General features: G+C 62.1%; 12 protein-coding genes and 6 tRNA genes. 2 read left to right on the top strand and 16 right to left on the bottom strand.

The window, feature by feature from the left end; genetic code table 11:
• Positions 1–111: 111 nt before the first annotated feature.
• The 7 genes from MOP87_RS06145 to leuC form a co-directional block, all read right to left on the bottom strand.
• The gene (locus MOP87_RS06145) at positions 112–2,730 is read right to left on the bottom strand and encodes a FimV/HubP family polar landmark protein (RefSeq protein ID WP_242810245.1); all 2,619 of its coding nucleotides are present in this window, start codon (positions 2,728–2,730) and stop codon (positions 112–114) included.
• A 71-nt stretch (positions 2,731–2,801) separates the two neighbouring features.
• Positions 2,802–3,806, bottom strand: a complete 1,005-nt coding sequence (locus MOP87_RS06140) for an aspartate-semialdehyde dehydrogenase (RefSeq protein ID WP_110606743.1) — start codon at positions 3,804–3,806, stop codon at positions 2,802–2,804.
• A 193-nt stretch (positions 3,807–3,999) separates the two neighbouring features.
• On the bottom strand, positions 4,000–5,112 hold the full coding sequence (gene asd / locus MOP87_RS06135) for an aspartate-semialdehyde dehydrogenase (RefSeq protein WP_027916490.1): 1,113 nt from the start codon (positions 5,110–5,112) through the stop codon (positions 4,000–4,002).
• A 62-nt stretch (positions 5,113–5,174) separates the two neighbouring features.
• On the bottom strand, positions 5,175–6,257 hold the full coding sequence (leuB, locus tag MOP87_RS06130; protein WP_028688132.1) for a 3-isopropylmalate dehydrogenase: 1,083 nt from the start codon (positions 6,255–6,257) through the stop codon (positions 5,175–5,177).
• Positions 6,258–6,311: 54 nt separating this feature from the next.
• Positions 6,312–7,076, bottom strand: a complete 765-nt coding sequence (locus tag MOP87_RS06125) for a class I SAM-dependent methyltransferase (protein ID WP_028688131.1) — start codon at positions 7,074–7,076, stop codon at positions 6,312–6,314.
• 139 nt (positions 7,077–7,215) lie between these two features.
• On the bottom strand, positions 7,216–7,860 hold the full coding sequence (gene leuD, locus MOP87_RS06120; protein WP_027916487.1) for a 3-isopropylmalate dehydratase small subunit: 645 nt from the start codon (positions 7,858–7,860) through the stop codon (positions 7,216–7,218).
• Positions 7,857–9,290: a 3-isopropylmalate dehydratase large subunit gene (leuC, locus tag MOP87_RS06115; RefSeq protein ID WP_111475704.1), complete on the bottom strand. Its 1,434-nt coding sequence runs from the start codon at positions 9,288–9,290 to the stop codon at positions 7,857–7,859. Before leuC ends, leuD begins: the two co-directional genes overlap by 4 nt.
• Before the next feature lie 130 nt (positions 9,291–9,420).
• On the opposite strand from leuC, the gene MOP87_RS06110 reads away from it, so the two are divergent.
• Both MOP87_RS06110 and MOP87_RS06105 read left to right on the top strand, forming a co-directional pair.
• Positions 9,421–10,299, top strand: a complete 879-nt coding sequence (locus tag MOP87_RS06110) for a LysR family transcriptional regulator (protein ID WP_027916485.1) — start codon at positions 9,421–9,423, stop codon at positions 10,297–10,299.
• A gap of 56 nt (positions 10,300–10,355) precedes the next feature.
• Positions 10,356–13,640 carry a bifunctional diguanylate cyclase/phosphodiesterase gene (locus MOP87_RS06105; protein WP_242810244.1) on the top strand — a complete coding sequence of 1,095 codons (3,285 nt, stop codon included), beginning with the start codon at positions 10,356–10,358 and terminating at the stop codon, positions 13,638–13,640.
• A gap of 66 nt (positions 13,641–13,706) precedes the next feature.
• On the opposite strand, the gene MOP87_RS06100 is transcribed toward MOP87_RS06105, so the two are convergent.
• From MOP87_RS06100 to MOP87_RS06060, 9 genes are all read right to left on the bottom strand, one after another.
• Complete coding sequence (locus MOP87_RS06100; protein WP_027916483.1) at positions 13,707–14,150, bottom strand: Hsp20 family protein; 444 nt, start codon at positions 14,148–14,150, stop codon at positions 13,707–13,709.
• Positions 14,151–14,282: 132 nt separating this feature from the next.
• Positions 14,283–15,254 carry a tRNA-dihydrouridine synthase gene (locus MOP87_RS06095; RefSeq protein ID WP_027916482.1) on the bottom strand — a complete coding sequence of 324 codons (972 nt, stop codon included), beginning with the start codon at positions 15,252–15,254 and terminating at the stop codon, positions 14,283–14,285.
• 50 nt (positions 15,255–15,304) lie between these two features.
• Positions 15,305–15,739, bottom strand: coding sequence for a thioesterase family protein (locus MOP87_RS06090; protein ID WP_027916481.1), 435 nt, complete (start codon positions 15,737–15,739; stop codon positions 15,305–15,307).
• A gap of 160 nt (positions 15,740–15,899) precedes the next feature.
• Positions 15,900–15,975 (bottom strand) — tRNA-Glu (locus MOP87_RS06085).
• Positions 15,976–16,017: 42 nt separating this feature from the next.
• A tRNA-Ala gene (locus tag MOP87_RS06080) sits at positions 16,018–16,093 on the bottom strand.
• A gap of 51 nt (positions 16,094–16,144) precedes the next feature.
• Positions 16,145–16,220 (bottom strand) — tRNA-Glu (locus MOP87_RS06075).
• Between the two features lie 42 nt (positions 16,221–16,262).
• Positions 16,263–16,338, bottom strand: a tRNA-Ala gene (locus MOP87_RS06070).
• A 51-nt stretch (positions 16,339–16,389) separates the two neighbouring features.
• Positions 16,390–16,465, bottom strand: a tRNA-Glu gene (locus MOP87_RS06065).
• 73 nt (positions 16,466–16,538) lie between these two features.
• Positions 16,539–16,614, bottom strand: a tRNA-Ala gene (locus tag MOP87_RS06060).
• Between the last annotated feature and the right edge of the window lie 261 nt (positions 16,615–16,875).

Raw genomic sequence — 16,875 nt, 5'->3', positions numbered from 1 at the left:
GAATCTGCAACCTGTTGGTGTACGAAATGCCGGGGATTATAACGACAATGGCAGCCGTACAGGGCTGCCATCGGGTTCACGGGTTACGATCAAAGGGCTCCACGCGAAGGCCTAGACCAGACGCGAAAGCATATCCTCTGCTTCTTCGCGCTGACGTTCATCGCCATCCTTGACCACTTCGTCGAGGATGTCGCGGGCGCCTTGGTGATCGCCCATGTCGATGTAGGCGCGGGCCAGATCGAGCTTGGTGGCCACCTCGTCGGCGCCCGAAAAGAAGTCGAAATCCAGGTCGTCGATCGGTTCGAGCTCAGGTTGCGCGGCGGCATCCTCTTCAGTGAAGTGCGGCTCCAGGGAGGGCGACTCCAGACTTTGCGAGAGTTTGTCCAGCTCGGCGTTGACGTCATCGAGTTCGGAGGCGAACTGTTGCGCGCCTGGCGAATCGTCCTGCAGAGAGAGGTCAAAATCGGCCGGCAGGTCGAAATCGGTGGCCGGATCAAAGGCCGGTACCGGATCGATTGCACTGGGCGCTGCGTCATCCCGACCACCCGTCCCCTCGGGTTCACCGATGTCCAGGTCGAAATCGGACAGATCCTGGGCTGGCGTGGCTTCAGCGCTGGCTTGCGCCAGCAAGGTTTCGAAGTCTGCATCGGCCGGGTCTTGCATTTGGGCCTCTGAAGCGAGCGCATCAGTGGTCGGGCTGGCAGCCGATGTCGCGGGCTCGGGAGAAGGCTCGTCCAGGCTCAAGTCGAAATCGTCATCCAGCGCCGGATCATCCAGCTGCGCAGTATCGAGCGTCGGAATATCCCCGAAGGCGTCCGAATCGGCAGCGGCCTGAGCCTGCGGCTCCGCTGCCACTGCAGGTGATGAAACCGGCTGATCATCGAGCAGCCCTTGCACATACTGCTCGTCCAGCTTGGCAGCCAAGGCAGCAGCGCCCACACCGGCCGCCGCCAAGGCCAGCATCGCCGGGTAACGCTCGCGAAGGCCGGCCACTTCTGCGGTGTTCCCCGCCGTCGCCGGCAACTGGCGCTCCTGCTCGGCGAAGGCGCTTTGATCACCTTGGCGAGCGTAGACCTCCATCAATTTCAAGCGCAGGTCATCGCGCCTGGGCGCGCTGGCAACTGCAGGCTCCAGCAGCTCCGTGGCACGGTTCAGGCGACCCTCGGCAATGCACACCTCGGCCTGCGCCAACAAGGGCCCATAAGGGTCTGCCGCGGGCTCACGCACAGGTTGTGCAACGGGTTTTTCAGAGGCCGCTGCCGCTGCCGCCGAGGCGGCGACCGCCGCTGGCGAGAGCGTAACGGTCGGGGACACGACTTCGACGCCATCCAGGCTGTCATCCTCTGGATCGAAACCCTCGATCTGCTCCTCTTCCAGAGCGCGCGCCATGCGCAAATGCTTCTCGGCTTCCTGTTGGGCCCTGCGCTTACGCGCCAGCAGCCAGAGCAGTAGCGCCAGGACCAGGACGGTAGAACCGGCGATCAGCCATAGCAACCAGCGGCTTGCCAGTACGTCGTCGAGGCTGCTGTGCCTGTGACCGACCCGGTCCCGACGGCGAGCCAGCCGGCCGTTCCCGATCAACCCGTGATCGCGCCAGCGCCCTCGGCTGCGCCAGACGCCCAACCCGCTGCCGCAGACACCCAGGCGGACAGCAGCCTGCGCAGGCGCCAGGGCCTGTTGACCGGGTTCGCCAGGGACCGCTGCTGCTGGCGCAGGGGTAGCCGCACCTTGAGCTTCCAGCCGGGCCAATTGATCGTTCTTGAGCTCGATCAGGCGCTGCAGCTTGTCCAGCTGGCTCTGCAGGTCGGACATGCGGCTTTTGAGTTCTTCGTTGTCACGGCGGCTGGTGTCCAGGCTTTCCTGGGCCACTGCCAGCTTGTCGTTCAGCGCCTTGGCCTGACCGGTACCCGGCTGGTTGCCGGGGCTGACCAGGCGCAGGTTGTCGCCTTGGGCGATGGCAGCGGGTGCGGCGTCTGCTGCACCACGGCGGGTGGCGTCGAGCTGGCGGGCACGTGGCCCCAGGCGTCTACCCTCGCGCCAGGCCGCGTACTGCTCGGCGACCTCGCGATTGGCTTCACCTTGGGCGATGCTCTGGATCTGTTGCTGATCGGGCAGGCGCAATACCTGGCCTACCTTGAGCTGGTTGATGTTGTTGCCGATGAACGCATCCGGGTTCAGCGCCTGGATCGCGATCATGGTTTGCTGGATCGACCCGCCCTGGGCGTTGCGCGCCGCGATCTGCCACAGGGTATCGCGGCGCTGGGTCGTATAGCTGCCAGGGCCGGTGGTCGCAGCGGCGACAGTGCCCGTTGCGGCCTGCGGGCCCTGGGCCTTGGCCTGATCCAACAGGACGCTGTAGTCACGCAACAGGCGGCCCTGAGGCCACATCACCTGTACCAGGAACTTGACCACCGGCCCCGGCATGGGCTGGCTGGAGGTCACGCGAAGCACGCTTCGGCCATTGGGGTTGATCACAGGCGTAAAGCGCAAGTCCTGCAAGGCGCTGGAGAAGTTCACGCCTGCCTTGGCGAACTCTTCAGGCGGGGCCAGGCTTGGTGCCAGCTGCGCCGCGGTCAGGTCACGCACATCGAGCAGTTCGATTTCGGCCTCCAGTGGCTGGTTCTGCGCCGACTTCAGGGTCAGCTCTCCCAAGCCCAGAGCGTTGGCCATGCCCGAGGACAGCGCCGAGGCTGCTGCCATGGCCAGAACCAGTTTGCGGATTCGAAGCATGAACTCTTCCCTTGTATGGATCGTCCCGAAACGTGCAGGCAGAGCAGGACAAAAGTGCCTGCCAGTATCTTTTACAGACCGTGTTTAATCAACAATTGTGCCACCTGCACAGCGTTGAGCGCCGCGCCTTTGCGCACATTGTCGGTGGTCAACCAGAGGTTGAGCTGCCGGGTTTGATCAACGCCATGGCGTACACGTCCAACATAGACCACGTCCTGCCCCACTGCGTCGCCAACCGGTGTTGGATAGTCGTCCGGATCTACCCGTTCGATGCCTGCCGCCACGTCCAAGGCCTGGTTGACGGCCGACAAATCCACGGCGTGGCGGCACTGCACCGCCACATTGAAGCTATCGCCGAAAAACACCGGGACTTGAATGCAGCTTGCTGAAATACTCAGTTCAGGCTGGCCCAGCAGCTCGCGCAGCTCCTGCACCATCCGCCGCTCCACGGCGGTATGACCCTGTTCGTCGACCTTGCCGACCTGGGCCAGCACGTTGAAGGCGACCTGGCGGTCGAAGAAGCGCGGTTCCAACGGACGGGCATTGAGCAACTCGGCCGTTTGCCGCGCAAGCTCGTTGACTGCCTCACGGCCTTGGGCCGATACCGCCAAAGACGCCACCACCTGTACATGCTCGATGTCCAGCAAATGCTTGATCGGGGCCAGCGCGGCGGCGGCGGCCACGGCTCCTGAACAGGGGCTTGTGATCAGCGCGGGCCGCTTGAGCCCCGCCACCTGCTCGGCGTTGGCCTCTGGAACGACAACCAAGGCGTTGTCCAGGGCACCGGACAGGTCGATGACGGTGCAGCCCGCTTGCACAGCTCGGGCGGCGAAGCTGCGGCTGACCGCGGCACCGGCTGCAAAGAACGCCAGCTTGACCTGCGCGAAATCGAACCCCTCGACTTCACGTACCTTGAGCTTCTTCCCGGCGAACATCACGCTGCTGCCCGCCGATTCGATGCTGGCGAGCAGATGCAGGGTGGCGACCGGGAAATCCAGCTCTTCGAGAATCTGGACCAACGCCTCACCGACGCTGCCGGTGGCACCGACGACGGCGATATCGAATGAAGGTTTCATATTGCAGGCTGCCTCTGGCGAAACGGGAGCGGCACTTTACCCGCATTACACAAGCGAGGCCAACGCCGGCCCGTCGCAGGTAGTCGCCACCTGCCTGTGCGCAGCCTCGTATCCCCTGCCACCTTCACCGCGCGCCTCAAAATAAAAAACCCGCGCTGGGAGCAGCGCGGGTTCGGGTACAGATGGGGCCGTATCAACGTTCCAGCAGGATCCGCAGCATACGACGCAGCGGTTCGGCAGCGCCCCACAGCAGTTGGTCACCTACCGTGAACGCCCCCAGGTACTGGGAACCCATGTTCAGCTTGCGCAGACGACCAACCGGAATGTTCAACGTGCCGGTCACCTTGGTGGGGGTCAGTTCCTGCATGCTGATTTCGCGCTGGTTGGGTACCAGCTTTACCCAAGGATTATGCTGGCTGATCATGCCTTCGATGTCGGCGATCGGCACGTCCTTGTTCAGCTTGATGGTCAGCGCCTGGCTGTGGCAACGCATGGCACCGATGCGCACGCAGATGCCATCCACCGGAATCGGGTTCTTGAAGCGACCCAGAATCTTGTTGGTTTCGGCCTGCGCCTTCCATTCTTCGCGGCTCTGGCCGTTGGGCAACTCCTTGTCGATCCAGGGGATCAGGCTGCCGGCCAATGGGACGCCGAAGTTTTCAGCCGGGTAGGCATCGCTGCGCATGGCTTCGGCCACTTTACGGTCGATGTCGAGGATGGCGCTGGCCGGGTTGGCCAGGTCCTCGGCGACCGCCGCATGGGTGGCACCCATCTGCTTGATCAGCTCGCGCATGTTCTGCGCCCCTGCACCGGACGCTGCCTGGTAGGTCATGGCGCTCATCCAGTCCACCAGACCGGCCTCGAACAACCCGCCAAGGCCCATCAGCATCAGGCTGACCGTGCAATTGCCGCCGATGAAGTTGCGGGTACCGGCATCAAGCTGGTGGTCGATGACCTTGCGGTTGACCGGGTCGAGCACGATGACCGCATCATCCTGCATCCGCAGGGACGAGGCCGCATCGATCCAGTAGCCCTGCCAGCCTGCTTCGCGCAGCTTGGGGAACACTTCATTGGTGTAGTCGCCGCCCTGGCAAGTCAGGATCACGTCGAGGGTCTTGAGCTCTTCGATGGAATACGCGTCCTTGAGCGGCGCGGTATCCTTGCCCACGTTCGGGCCCTGGCCACCAATATTGGAGGTGGTGAAGAACACGGGCTCGATAAGGTCGAAATCCTGCTCCTCCAGCATTCGCTGCATGAGCACGGAACCAACCATGCCGCGCCAACCGATCAGACCTACACGTTTCATCGCAACTACACCTTTGCTAAAAGTGGGCCGCCATCGGGATTGGGGATGGCGGGCCAGAGAGATTACAGATTCCGCAGCGCTGCGACTACTGCGTCGCCCATTTCCTGCGTGCCGACCTTGCGGCAGCCCTCGGAGAAAATGTCGCCAGTGCGCAAGCCCTGGTCGAGCACCAGGCTGACAGCCTGCTCGATGGCCTCGGCAGCAGCCGATTGGTCGAAGCTGTAGCGCAGCATCATCGACACGGACAGGATGGTGGCCAACGGATTGGCGATGCCTGCTCCGGCGATGTCCGGCGCCGAGCCGTGGCAGGGCTCGTACATGCCCTTGTTGTTGGCATCCAGCGACGCCGATGGCAGCATGCCGATGGAACCGGTCAGCATGGAAGCTTCATCCGACAGGATGTCGCCGAACATGTTGTCGGTCACCATGACGTCGAACTGCTTCGGTGCGCGCACCAGCTGCATCGCCGCGTTGTCGACGTACATGTGGCTCAGTTCCACATCCGGGTAATCCTGTGCCACGCTCTCGACCACTTCCCGCCACAGCTGACTGGAAGCCAGAACGTTGGCCTTGTCCACCGAGCACAGCTTCTTGCCACGCACCCGGGCCATGTCGAAACCGACGCGGGCGATGCGCCGCACTTCGCTTTCGCTGTAGGGCAAGGTGTCATAGGCCTGGCGCTCGCCACCTTCAAGCTCGCGCTGACCACGTGGGGCACCGAAGTAGATGCCGCCGGTCAGCTCGCGAACGATGAGGATGTCCAGGCCAGAGACGATTTCCGGTTTGAGCGAGGACGCATCGGCCAGCTGCGGATAGAGAATGGCCGGGCGCAGGTTGGCAAACAGCCCCAGTTGCGAGCGGATCTTCAGCAGGCCGCGCTCAGGACGAATGTCACGCTCGATCTTGTCCCACTTGGGACCGCCTACGGCGCCGAGCAGCACGGCATCGGCCTGGCGTGCACGCTCCAGGGTTTCATCGGCCAGCGGCACCCCGTGCTTGTCGATGGCTGCGCCACCGATCACGTCATGGGTCAGGCTGAGGTCGAGCTGGTACTTGTCATTGGCCAACTCCAGCACCTTGACGGCTTCGGCCATGATTTCAGGACCGATGCCATCACCCGGAAGAATCAAAATCTGCTTGCTCATGCTTTCCTCTATGCATTCACGCAGCGCGGCGAATCGGGCCGCGCCGAAAAAGGCTTAACGTTCTGCCCACAGCACCAGCACATCCGTGCTGAACGAGCCATCGGCCTCGATCTGGTAATACTGCCGTACTTCTTCGCCCATGGCTTGCTGCAGTTCGCGGATGGCCAGGCGCATCGGCTCAGGGGTGCGCATGCGCTCGACCCAACTGCCGAATTCCAGGCGCAGTGACTGCCGGGCATGACTGCGAACACGCAGGCCGGCCTCGCTGACCTGGCGCTGCCACTGGGCAGCAGAATAATTGCGAACATGACTGGTGTCGCGCAGCACTTCTACCGCTTGCAGGTACGTGTCCAGCAGCGGGCTACCAGGCGACATGACGTCGATGAATGCCGCCACGCCGCCCGGCTTGAGCACGCGGCGCACCTCGCGCAGCGCCAGGCCCAGGTCGCTCCAGTGATGGGCTGAGTAGCGGCTGAACACATAGTCGAACGACGCATCGGCAAATGGCAGCGATTCTGCCGCGCCACGCTCGGTCATGATATTGGTCAGCGCGCGATCGGCGGCAGCGTTGGCGACGACGTCCAGCATGGACTGGGAAAGATCGTACGCGACCACCTGCGCCACCAGCGGCGCAACCTGGAAGCTGACGTGACCTGCCCCGCAGCCCAGGTCCAGCACGCGTGCATCGCCCTGCCCCTGCAACTCGGCCTGCAACAGCGCGAACTCGCTGCCTTGAGCATGCACGGCGCTGCTGAGGTAGGCACCCGCCTGATCGCCAAATTGGCGCTGAACCACATCGGTATGCTGTGTACGGGTCATTGGGATGTCCTGGTGATGGAGGAGTTGCCGATACGGGATCGACCATGGCGGCAGTGGTACAGGCTGTCGCCAGAGAGCGTGGGCGATCCGGCTTGCACCGACCTGCTGGCAAGCAGGCCGGTGAGCGCGTTGGCTTCAGTCAGGCGTCACGGAACAGCCAGGGTTGCGCAGCACGGTGCTTGCCCTCGAACGCCTTGATCGCATCGCTGTCCTGCAGGGTCAGGCCAATGTCGTCCAGGCCATTGAGCAGGCAATGCTTGCGGAATGCGTCGATCTCGAAGTGCAGCACTTTGCCGTCCGGACGTGTCACCGCCTGGGCCTGCAGGTCGATGGTCAGCTGGTAACCTGGCGCGGCTTCTACCTGCTTGAACAGCTCATCGACTTCTTCATCGCTGAGGATGATCGGCAGCAAGCCGTTCTTGAAGCTGTTGTTGAAGAAGATATCGGCAAAGCTTGGCGCGATGATGCTCCGAAAGCCGTACTCGTCCAGGGCCCAGGGGGCATGCTCACGGCTGGACCCGCAACCGAAGTTCTCGCGCGCCAACAACACGCTGGCGCCTTGATAGCGCGGATGATTGAGCACGAATTCTTCGTTTACCGGGCGCTTGCTGTTGTCCTGATAGGGCTGGCCTACGTCCAGGTAACGCCACTCGTCGAACAGGTTGGGGCCAAAGCCTGTGCGCTTGATCGACTTCAAGAACTGCTTGGGGATGATCTGGTCGGTATCGACGTTGGCACGGTCCAACGGCGCAACCAGGCCTATGTGCTGAGTGAAAGCTTTCATGCTGCGCTCCCTTGGATCAACTCGCGGACATCGATGAAGTGGCCGGTGACGGCGGCCGCGGCGGCCATGGCCGGGCTCACCAGGTGCGTGCGGCCACCTGCGCCCTGACGACCTTCGAAGTTACGGTTGGAGGTGGATGCACAGTGCTCGCCGCTTTCCAGCCGATCCGGGTTCATGGCCAGGCACATCGAGCAGCCTGGCTCGCGCCATTCGAAGCCGGCTTCGACGAATATCTTGTCCAGGCCTTCACGCTCGGCCTGAGCCTTCACCAGGCCCGAGCCGGGAACGACGATGGCTTGCTTGACGCTGCTCGCCACCTTGCGGCCCTTGGCGATCTGCGCTGCCGCGCGCAGGTCTTCGATGCGCGAATTGGTGCACGAGCCGATGAACACGCGATCCAGGTGGATATCGGTGATCGCCTGGTTGGCCTTCAGGCCCATGTACTTCAGGGCGCGCTCAATGGAGCCACGCTTGACCAGGTCGGCTTCGGCAGCCGGGTCCGGCACCCGCTGGTCGACGGCAAGCACCATTTCTGGCGAGGTGCCCCAGCTGACCTGCGGCTTGATCTGCGTGGCATCGAGTTCGACGACGGTATCGAAAACGGCATCGTCATCGGACACCAGGTCTTTCCACGCCTGAACAGCACGCGTCCACTGCTCGCCCTTGGGCGAGTACGGGCGGCCTTCGACATAAGCGATGGTGGTGGCGTCGGTGGCCACCAATCCGACACGGGCACCGGCTTCGATGGACATGTTGCAGATGGTCATGCGGCCTTCCATCGACAGCTCGCGAATGGCACTGCCCGCAAACTCCATCGCGTGACCGTTGCCACCGGCAGTGCCGATCTTGCCGATCACCGCCAGGACGATGTCCTTGGCCGTGACACCCGGCGGCAGCTGGCCTTCGACGCGCACCAGCATGTTCTTCATCTTCTTGGCCACCAGGCACTGGGTAGCCAGTACGTGTTCGACCTCGGAGGTGCCGATGCCGTGGGCCAGCGCACCGAAGGCGCCGTGGGTGGAGGTGTGTGAGTCGCCGCAGACCACGGTCATGCCTGGCAAGGTAGCGCCTTGTTCGGGGCTGATGACGTGGACGATGCCCTGGCGCTCGTCGTTCATCTTGAATTCGACGATGCCGTATTCATCACAGTTCTCGTCGAGGGTCTGCACCTGCAGGCGCGACACCTGGTCGACAATGGCTTCGATCCCGCCCTTGCGCTCCGGGGTGGTCGGCACGTTGTGGTCGGGCGTGGCGATGTTGGCATCGATACGCCATGGCTTGCGCTTGGCCAGGCGCAGCCCTTCGAAAGCCTGCGGCGAGGTCACTTCATGGATGATGTGACGGTCGATGTAGATCAAGGACGAGCCGTCATCACGGCGCTTGACCTCGTGGGCTTCCCAGAGTTTGTCGTAGAGCGTTTTGCCAGCCATCAGACTGTTCCTCATCAGCGTCTTTCTATGCCAAAGACCCCTTGGCTTGTATGGGCGATGCTAGGGGGTTAGAGTGAATAACTCAAATTCATAATTTTTATCCTTTGGATAACCGAAAGGAATTCTCCCAATGGACTTGGCCAATCTCAGTGCATTTATCGCCATTGCGGAAACCGGCAGCTTTTCCAGTGCAGCCGAGCGTCTGTACCTGACCCAGCCTGCCGTCAGCAAGCGCATTGCTGGCCTGGAGCAGCAGTTGAGCACACGGTTGTTCGACCGCCTGGGCCGCGAGGTGACATTGACCGAAGCCGGGCGTGCACTGCTTCCCAGGGCCTACCAAATTCTCAACGTGCTTGAGGATACCCGACGGGCGCTGACCAATTTGTCAGGGGAAGTGGGGGGGCGGTTGACCCTGGCCACAAGCCACCACATCGGCCTGCACCGCCTTCCCCCATTATTGCGGGCTTTCACCCGCCAATACCCGGCAGTGGCGTTGGATATTCAGTTTCTGGATTCGGAACAGGCCTACGATGAGATTCTGCATGGTCGTGCCGAACTGGCGGTCATTACCCTCGCACCTGAGCCCCACCCCCTGATCAACGCGGTACCGGTATGGCAGGACGCGCTGGATTTCGTAGCCGCCCCCGAGCACCCATTGGCCAACAACGACGCCGTTACCCTTGCCGATGTGTCTTGCCACCCTGCGGTGTTTCCAGGAGGCAATACGTTCACCCACCACATTGTCCAGCGCCTGTTCGAAAGCCAAGGCCTGACACCGAACATCGCCATGAGCACCAATTACCTGGAAACCATCAAGATGATGGTATCGATCGGTCTGGCCTGGAGCGTGCTGCCGCGCACGATGCTTGACGACCAGGTGGCACCCATCGCCTTGCCCGGCATTGGGTTGTCCCGCCAGCTAGGCTACATTCTGCACACCGAGCGGACCCTGTCCAACGCCGCCAAGGCGTTCATGGCCCTGCTCGATGGCCATGCCGCAAGCGTCTGAACAGCCGTCTGCCCGGCCCCTTCAAGGATGTGCCCCATGCCAAAGGTCTGGTAACCATGCCCAAATCAGCAAACCGCTTCATGCGCCTGCCGCGAATCCATGCGGCAGACCCCGAGGCGTCGGAGCAGGCCTGGCAGAGTGCGCCGCAGCTGTTGGCCGCCTTGAATGGTGCGCGCCTGGGTGCGTGGCTTTGGGATATTGAAAGCGGCCGGGTAAGCTGGTCCCGGGGCACCCAGGCCCTGTTCGGTTTCGACCCGCTGCGCGCCCTGCCCGGAGACATCGATTACCTGGACCTGCTTGCCGAAGAGGACCGCGCGCGAACACGCAAGGCGTTCCAGGCGGTGTTCGATGGCGAACCGGTAGGGCGGGCCATGCGCCACCGCATTCGCTGGCCAGACGGCAGCCTGCATTGGCTGGAGATCAATGGCAGCCTGACCTGCGACCCGCACGGCAGGCCGCAGATGATTGGGGTGGTACGCGAGATCACGCGCCAGCGCGAGCGGGAAACTGCGCTGATGAACTCTGAAAAGCGCCTTGCCACCCTCTTCCACCTGAGCCCCAATGCCATCTTGTTGACCCGACGTCACGACGGCATGATCTTCGAAGTCAATCGGCACTTCGAGGATACATTCGCCTGGCCCGCCAGCCAGGTCATCGGCCGTACCAGCGTGGCGTTGGGGTTGTGGGCCGACGCCGCGCAACGCCAGCACATGCTCGATTCTTCGCGCCTGAACAGCGGCCCGCTGACCATGGAGGTGCAGTTTCGCGGCAGCGACGGCAAGGTCCACGACGGCATCCTTTGCACCCAGGGCATCGAGCTTGAAGGCACCACCTATCAACTCAGTACCTTCGTCGACACCACCGAGCGAAAGCGCGCGGATCTTGCCCTCAAGGACAGCCAGGAGCGCCTGGACCTTGCGCTGGATTCGGCCCAGCTAGGCACGTGGGACTGGCACATTCCCAGCGGCATGCTCTACGGCTCGGCCCGGGCTGCACAATTGCACGGGCTGCCGCCAGTAGCCTTTCACGAGTCCTTCGATGCGTTTTTTGAAGGCGTTCCGGAACAGGAACGCCTCTCCATGCGCAAGGCCTACAGCAGCCTGCGCGAAGGGCCGGCTGGCAATTATCAGTTCACCTACCGGGTACAGTTGGAGAATGGCGTTTCGCGGTATATCGAAAGCCGTGCGCGCTTGTATCGCGACGATCACGGCAACCCTCTGCGCATGGCCGGCACCCTGCTCGACATCACCGACCAGGTTGAGCGCGAGCTTCGCCTGAGTGCCTCGGAGGAAAAGTTTGCCAGCCTGTTTCAAGTCAGCCCCGACCCTATCTGCGTAACGCGCCAGGACACGGGACAATTCATCGAGATCAACCCCGCCTTCACCCATACCTTCGGTTGGACGACCGAGCAGTTGATCGGCCGCACGGCCCAAGAAATAGGCTTGTGGGCCGAATCGGCCCTGCGTGCGCACCGCATCGAACGGGTCATCCGCGAGCAGGCCCTGAGCAATGTTGCGTTGGTCGTCCATCACCGCAGTGGCGACGCCTTGACCTGCCTGATCTCCAGCCGCCTGATCACAGTGGACGGCCAACCCTGCAGCGTCACCACGCTGCGCGACATCACCCAACAACAGCGGGCAGAGGCAGCGCTCAAATCCAGCGAAGAGAAATTCGCCAAGGCGTTTCACTCAAGCCCGGACGCCATCACCATCACTGAATGCGCAACCGGGCGTTACCTGGAAATCAACGACGGTTTCTGCCGTTTGACCGGATACTCGGCGGGCGAGGTCGTCGGGCGCACCGTTTTCGACATCGGCATCTGGACCGATGCGCAACAGCGAACCACCCTGCTGGCCGAACTGCGCGAGCATGGCCGGGTACACCACCGAGAAATGCTGGGGCGCAACAAGCGCGGCGATCTCCTGACGGTAGAGGTGTCCGTGGAGCAGATCCTGCTCAACGACGTGCAGTGCCTGCTGATGACCGCGCGGGACGTCAGCCAACTGAAACACGCCCAGGCACAGATCCGTCACCTTGCCTACCACGACCCGCTGACCAATCTCCCGAACCGTGCCCTGCTGATGGAGCGGGTGGGTCAGCAGATCGCCCTGCTCAAGCAGCGCAACCTGCGCGGCGCCCTGCTTTTCCTCGATCTGGATCATTTCAAGCACATCAACGACTCGCTGGGCCATCCGGTCGGTGATGCAGTGCTCAAGATCATCACGGCCAGACTAGAGGCCAGTGTACGTGTAGAGGACACCGTGGCACGGCTGGGCGGTGACGAGTTCGTGGTACTGCTCAGCGGCCTGGAAGGCGATCGTGATGAGGTCGAGGATACGGTTCGCCAGCTGGCTGACACCCTACGCGCGCTGCTGGCCCAGCCCATGTCACTCGACGGCCAGCGCCTGCAGGTGACCCCCAGCATTGGCGTGGCCTTGATCCCGGACCACGGCACAACGCCTGCCGACCTGCTCAAACGCGCCGACATCGCGCTTTACCGCGCCAAGGACTCCGGGCGCAATACGACTCAACTGTTTCATGCCAGCATGCAGAAGGCGGCCAGCGAACGCCTGCGCATGGAGAGTGATCTACGCCTGGCGCTGGCCCGTGGCGAAATGGCCTTGCATTACCAACCGCAGGTCGACGCCCGCGACAACCGGATCGTCGGTGCCGAGGTGCTGCTGCGCTGGCACCACCCTCAACTCGGCCAGCAGTCGCCGGGCCAGTTCATTCAGGTCCTTGAGGAAAGCGGGTTGATTCTGGAGGTGGGCAATTGGGTGCTCGATGAGGCTTGCGTTGCCTGCGCCCACCTGCTGGCCGACGGCTTGATAGATGTCGACGATTTCAGCCTGTGCGTCAACATCAGCCCGCGGCAATTTCGCCAGAAAGATTTTGTTGGCCGCGTCCTGCGCAGCCTCGACGACAGTCAGTTGCCCAGGAAACTGCTCAAGCTCGAGATCACCGAAGGTATCGTCATTCAGAACCTGGAAGACACCATTGCCAAGATGCGGGCGTTGCAAAGCCACGGGGTAACGTTTGCCATGGACGACTTCGGCACGGGGTATTCCTCGCTGACCTACCTCAAACGCCTGCCCGTCGATGCACTGAAGATTGACCAGACATTCGTCCGTGACGTAACGATAGACCCCAACGATGCTGAAATCGTCCGCGCCATCGTCGCCATGGCGCTTAGCCTTGGGCTTGCGGTAATCGCCGAGGGCGTAGAGCTGACCGAACAGCTGGCGTTTCTGGAAAAACTGGGGTGTCACCTGTACCAGGGCTACCTGCACAGCCGGCCTTTGCCGCTACAAGCGTTCCGGCGACTGTTGCAAGCGCCCTGAAGTGACCGCGCGCCTGCACAACGCAAGAAGGGCACCCTGGGGTGCCCTTCTTGGTGATGCGCTGGATCAGTTCAGCGCGGGTTGCTCGCCGTTGATCGGGATGCGCTTGGCCTTGGCTTCTTCAGGCACGATTCGCAGCAGATCGATGCTGAGCAGACCGTTGGCCAAGCCTGCAGCCTTGACCTCGATGTGGTCAGCCAGGCGGAAGGAAAGCTTGAAGGCGCGCTGGGCAATGCCCTGGTGCAGGTATGTCACTTCTGCCGAGCCATTGTCACGCTTGCCACCGGTCACGGTGAGCACGCCTTTTTCGACCTGAAGGTCGAGATCCTCTTCCTGGAAACCAGCCGCGGCAACCACGATGCGGTACTGGTCATCACCGTGCTTTTCCACATTGTAGGGCGGGTAGCTGCTACCAGCCTCATTACGTGCCGCGGATTCGAACAGGTCATTGAAGCGGTCGAAACCAACGGAGTGGCGGAACAGTGGTGCAAGAGAGAAAGCGGTAGTCATGGTCATAACTCCTGAGATATCAGCAAGTAAGTCATTACGCGACCCGAATTCGGCATCGCGTACTCAAGAGATAAGGTCCATCAAGGCGCTTTCAAGGGCCGTGCAAAAAAAAATTTCGCCTGTGCCAGGTGGTCACGCCACCTGCGCTTGATCTGCCGTCGACGCCACGCCAAGCAAGCGCCCGATGCGCGCGCAGTCATCTTCGCGGCGCAGCTCGGCGAACAGCAGCACGGCCTCAGGGTAGCTGCGCGTCAACATGGCGACCCATTGCTTCATTCGTCCCGGGGCGTATCGGGGTGATAGTTTGGCCTGGGCTTGAAGCCAGAACGCCTGAAGTAGCGGCAGCAATTGCTCCCAACCCATGGCCTGGTAGGGCGTTCCGGCATTGGCTGCGGCAATCTGCACACCCAGGTCAGGGCGAGAAACCAGGCCACGCCCCAGCATGATGTGCTCAGCGCCGCTGACTTCCCGGCAGCGACGCCAGTCGTCGACCGTCCATATCTCGCCATTGGCGAACACCGGCACCTTGACCACGTCCTGCACGCGCGCCACCCACTCCCAGTGCGCGGGCGGCTTGTAGCCTTCAACCTTGGTCCGGGCATGTACCACCAAATGGGCCGCCCCGCCCTCAGCCAGGGCCACGCCACAGTCCAGCGCCCCATCCGGGGTGTCGAAACCCAGGCGCATCTTGGCGGTGACAGGGATCGCGGCAGGCACCGCGCGCCGGACCTCGCGGACAATGGCGTGGAGCAACTCAGGCTCCTTGAGCAGCACCGCCCCACCCCGGGACTTGTTCACCGTCTTGGCGGGGCAGCCAAAGTTGAGGTCGATGACCGGGGCGCCCAGCTCGCAGGCCAATGCAGCGTTATCGGCAAGGCACGCTGGGTCGGACCCCAGCAGTTGCACGCGCATGGGCACGCCTGCCGCCGTATGCGCGCCGTTGCTCAGCTCGGGGGCCAATTTATGGAACGAGGAGGCTGGCAGCAGGCGATCACAGACGCGGATGAATTCACTGACGCACCAATCGACGCCGCCTACGCGGGTCAGTACGTCTCGCAGAATGTTGTCGACCAGCCCCTCCATGGGGGCCAGGGCAATTTGCATGGAATGATCTCGGCGCAAAAGGCGGCAGTCTAGCAAAATTTAGGCGTGCTTCAGGCGGGCATCAGCGCTGGCCCGTAGCCGTCCAGAAATTCGGCAGGCATGCGCTTGGGTTTGCCAGTAGACAGCTCGATACACGCAAAGGTGGTCCGGGCGCGAAGCAAGGTCATCCCATCACGCGCACGACGCAGCTGAAACCGTCGGGTCATGCGCAGACGCTGATCCCAGTCGACGATCCAGGTGGCTAACTCCAATTCGTCACCTTCGTAAGCGGCGGCGAGGTAATCGATTTCGTGACGGACCACCGCCATGGCGCGATCAAGCAGGCGATACGCCGCAAGGTCCAACCCCAGGCGTTGGGAATGTCGCCAGGCGCAACGTTCCAGCCAAGTGACGTAGACGGCATTGTTGGCATGCCCCAGTCCATCGATGTCTTCGCTGCCGACAAGCACGTCGATTATGAAAGGTGTGGGCAGGTCCCAGCTCATGTTCATGTCCCATGGGGCAAAAAGGGGATTTAGCAGTGAGCGGACCAGAAATGTCCACCCCAGAAGGGAGAGCGGCGTTAGGGATTTTTTGGTAGAAAAAACAAAAGGCCCATTCAATATGCGAATGAGCCTTTAAAGTCCCGCAAAACGCGGGTAAACGTGGCGTCCCCTAGGGGACTCGAACCCCTGTTACCGCCGTGAAAGGGCGGTGTCCTAGGCCACTAGACGAAGGGGACGTAACCTTCGCAAAAGTCTGCAATGCAAACCCTGGCAGTAATTGGTGGAGCTAAGCGGGATCGAACCGCTGACCTCCTGCATGCCATGCAGGCGCTCTCCCAGCTGAGCTATAGCCCCAGATTTCTAGCCTCGCGGCCCAGCAATGTCGAAACACTGCTTGTGTAAAACTGGCGTCCCCTAGGGGACTCGAACCCCTGTTACCGCCGTGAAAGGGCGGTGTCCTAGGCCACTAGACGAAGGGGACATAACCTTCGCAAAAGTTTGCAATGCAAACCTTGGCAGTAATTGGTGGAGCTAAGCGGGATCGAACCGCTGACCTCCTGCATGCCATGCAGGCGCTCTCCCAGCTGAGCTATAGCCCCAGATTTCTAGCCTCGCGGCCCAGCCATGCCGAAACATCGCTTGTGTGAAACTGGCGTCCCCTAGGGGACTCGAACCCCTGTTACCGCCGTGAAAGGGCGGTGTCCTAGGCCACTAGACGAAGGGGACGAACCTTCTTACCTTCAAGAACGTGCTGCTAGTGCCCGTTCTACGTGTCAGCCATTGGCTGACAACAGGAATTTGGTGGAGCTAAGCGGGATCGAACCGCTGACCTCCTGCATGCCATGCAGGCGCTCTCCCAGCTGAGCTATAGCCCCACAGAGTCACGCTGAACCGATACGCTGGCTGGGTGCCTGGCGTTTCGTTTATGTTCATCGCTGTGGACGGGGCGCATATTAAGATCCAGGTGCAGGCCTGTCAAACTAAATCTTCAAAAAAACCAAAAGTTTTTTCACAGATAACAATCACTTACCGCCCTGCCCCGCAATATCGGTTTATCGGGCGGGCCAGACCAGCCTGCAACGCTGGATCCATTGCACACGGCAGCGGCCGACCGTCGTGGGAACGACGGCCTGCCC

It is taken from the genome of Pseudomonas sp. I3-I5 (assembly GCF_022699445.1).
Classification (GTDB): Bacteria; Pseudomonadota; Gammaproteobacteria; order Pseudomonadales; family Pseudomonadaceae; genus Aquipseudomonas; species Aquipseudomonas fulva.
This window is presented reverse-complemented; position numbering and strand designations above follow the sequence as displayed.

Bases quoted from the DNA above. Each gene is read 5' to 3' on its own strand.
- MOP87_RS06145 (WP_242810245.1), bottom strand. From the start codon at position 2,730: ATGCTTCGAATCCGCAAACTGGTTCTGGCCATGGCAGCAGCCTCGGCG.
- MOP87_RS06140 (WP_110606743.1), bottom strand. From the start codon at position 3,806: ATGAAACCTTCATTCGATATCGCCGTCGTCGGTGCCACCGGCAGCGTC.
- asd (WP_027916490.1), bottom strand. From the start codon at position 5,112: ATGAAACGTGTAGGTCTGATCGGTTGGCGCGGCATGGTTGGTTCCGTG.
- leuB (WP_028688132.1), bottom strand. From the start codon at position 6,257: ATGAGCAAGCAGATTTTGATTCTTCCGGGTGATGGCATCGGTCCTGAA.
- MOP87_RS06125 (WP_028688131.1), bottom strand. From the start codon at position 7,076: ATGACCCGTACACAGCATACCGATGTGGTTCAGCGCCAATTTGGCGAT.
- leuD (WP_027916487.1), bottom strand. From the start codon at position 7,860: ATGAAAGCTTTCACTCAGCACATAGGCCTGGTTGCGCCGTTGGACCGT.
- leuC (WP_111475704.1), bottom strand. From the start codon at position 9,290: ATGGCTGGCAAAACGCTCTACGACAAACTCTGGGAAGCCCACGAGGTC.
- MOP87_RS06110 (WP_027916485.1), top strand. From the start codon at position 9,421: ATGGACTTGGCCAATCTCAGTGCATTTATCGCCATTGCGGAAACCGGC.
- MOP87_RS06105 (WP_242810244.1), top strand. From the start codon at position 10,356: ATGCCCAAATCAGCAAACCGCTTCATGCGCCTGCCGCGAATCCATGCG.
- MOP87_RS06100 (WP_027916483.1), bottom strand. From the start codon at position 14,150: ATGACTACCGCTTTCTCTCTTGCACCACTGTTCCGCCACTCCGTTGGT.
- MOP87_RS06095 (WP_027916482.1), bottom strand. From the start codon at position 15,254: ATGCAAATTGCCCTGGCCCCCATGGAGGGGCTGGTCGACAACATTCTG.
- MOP87_RS06090 (WP_027916481.1), bottom strand. From the start codon at position 15,739: ATGAGCTGGGACCTGCCCACACCTTTCATAATCGACGTGCTTGTCGGC.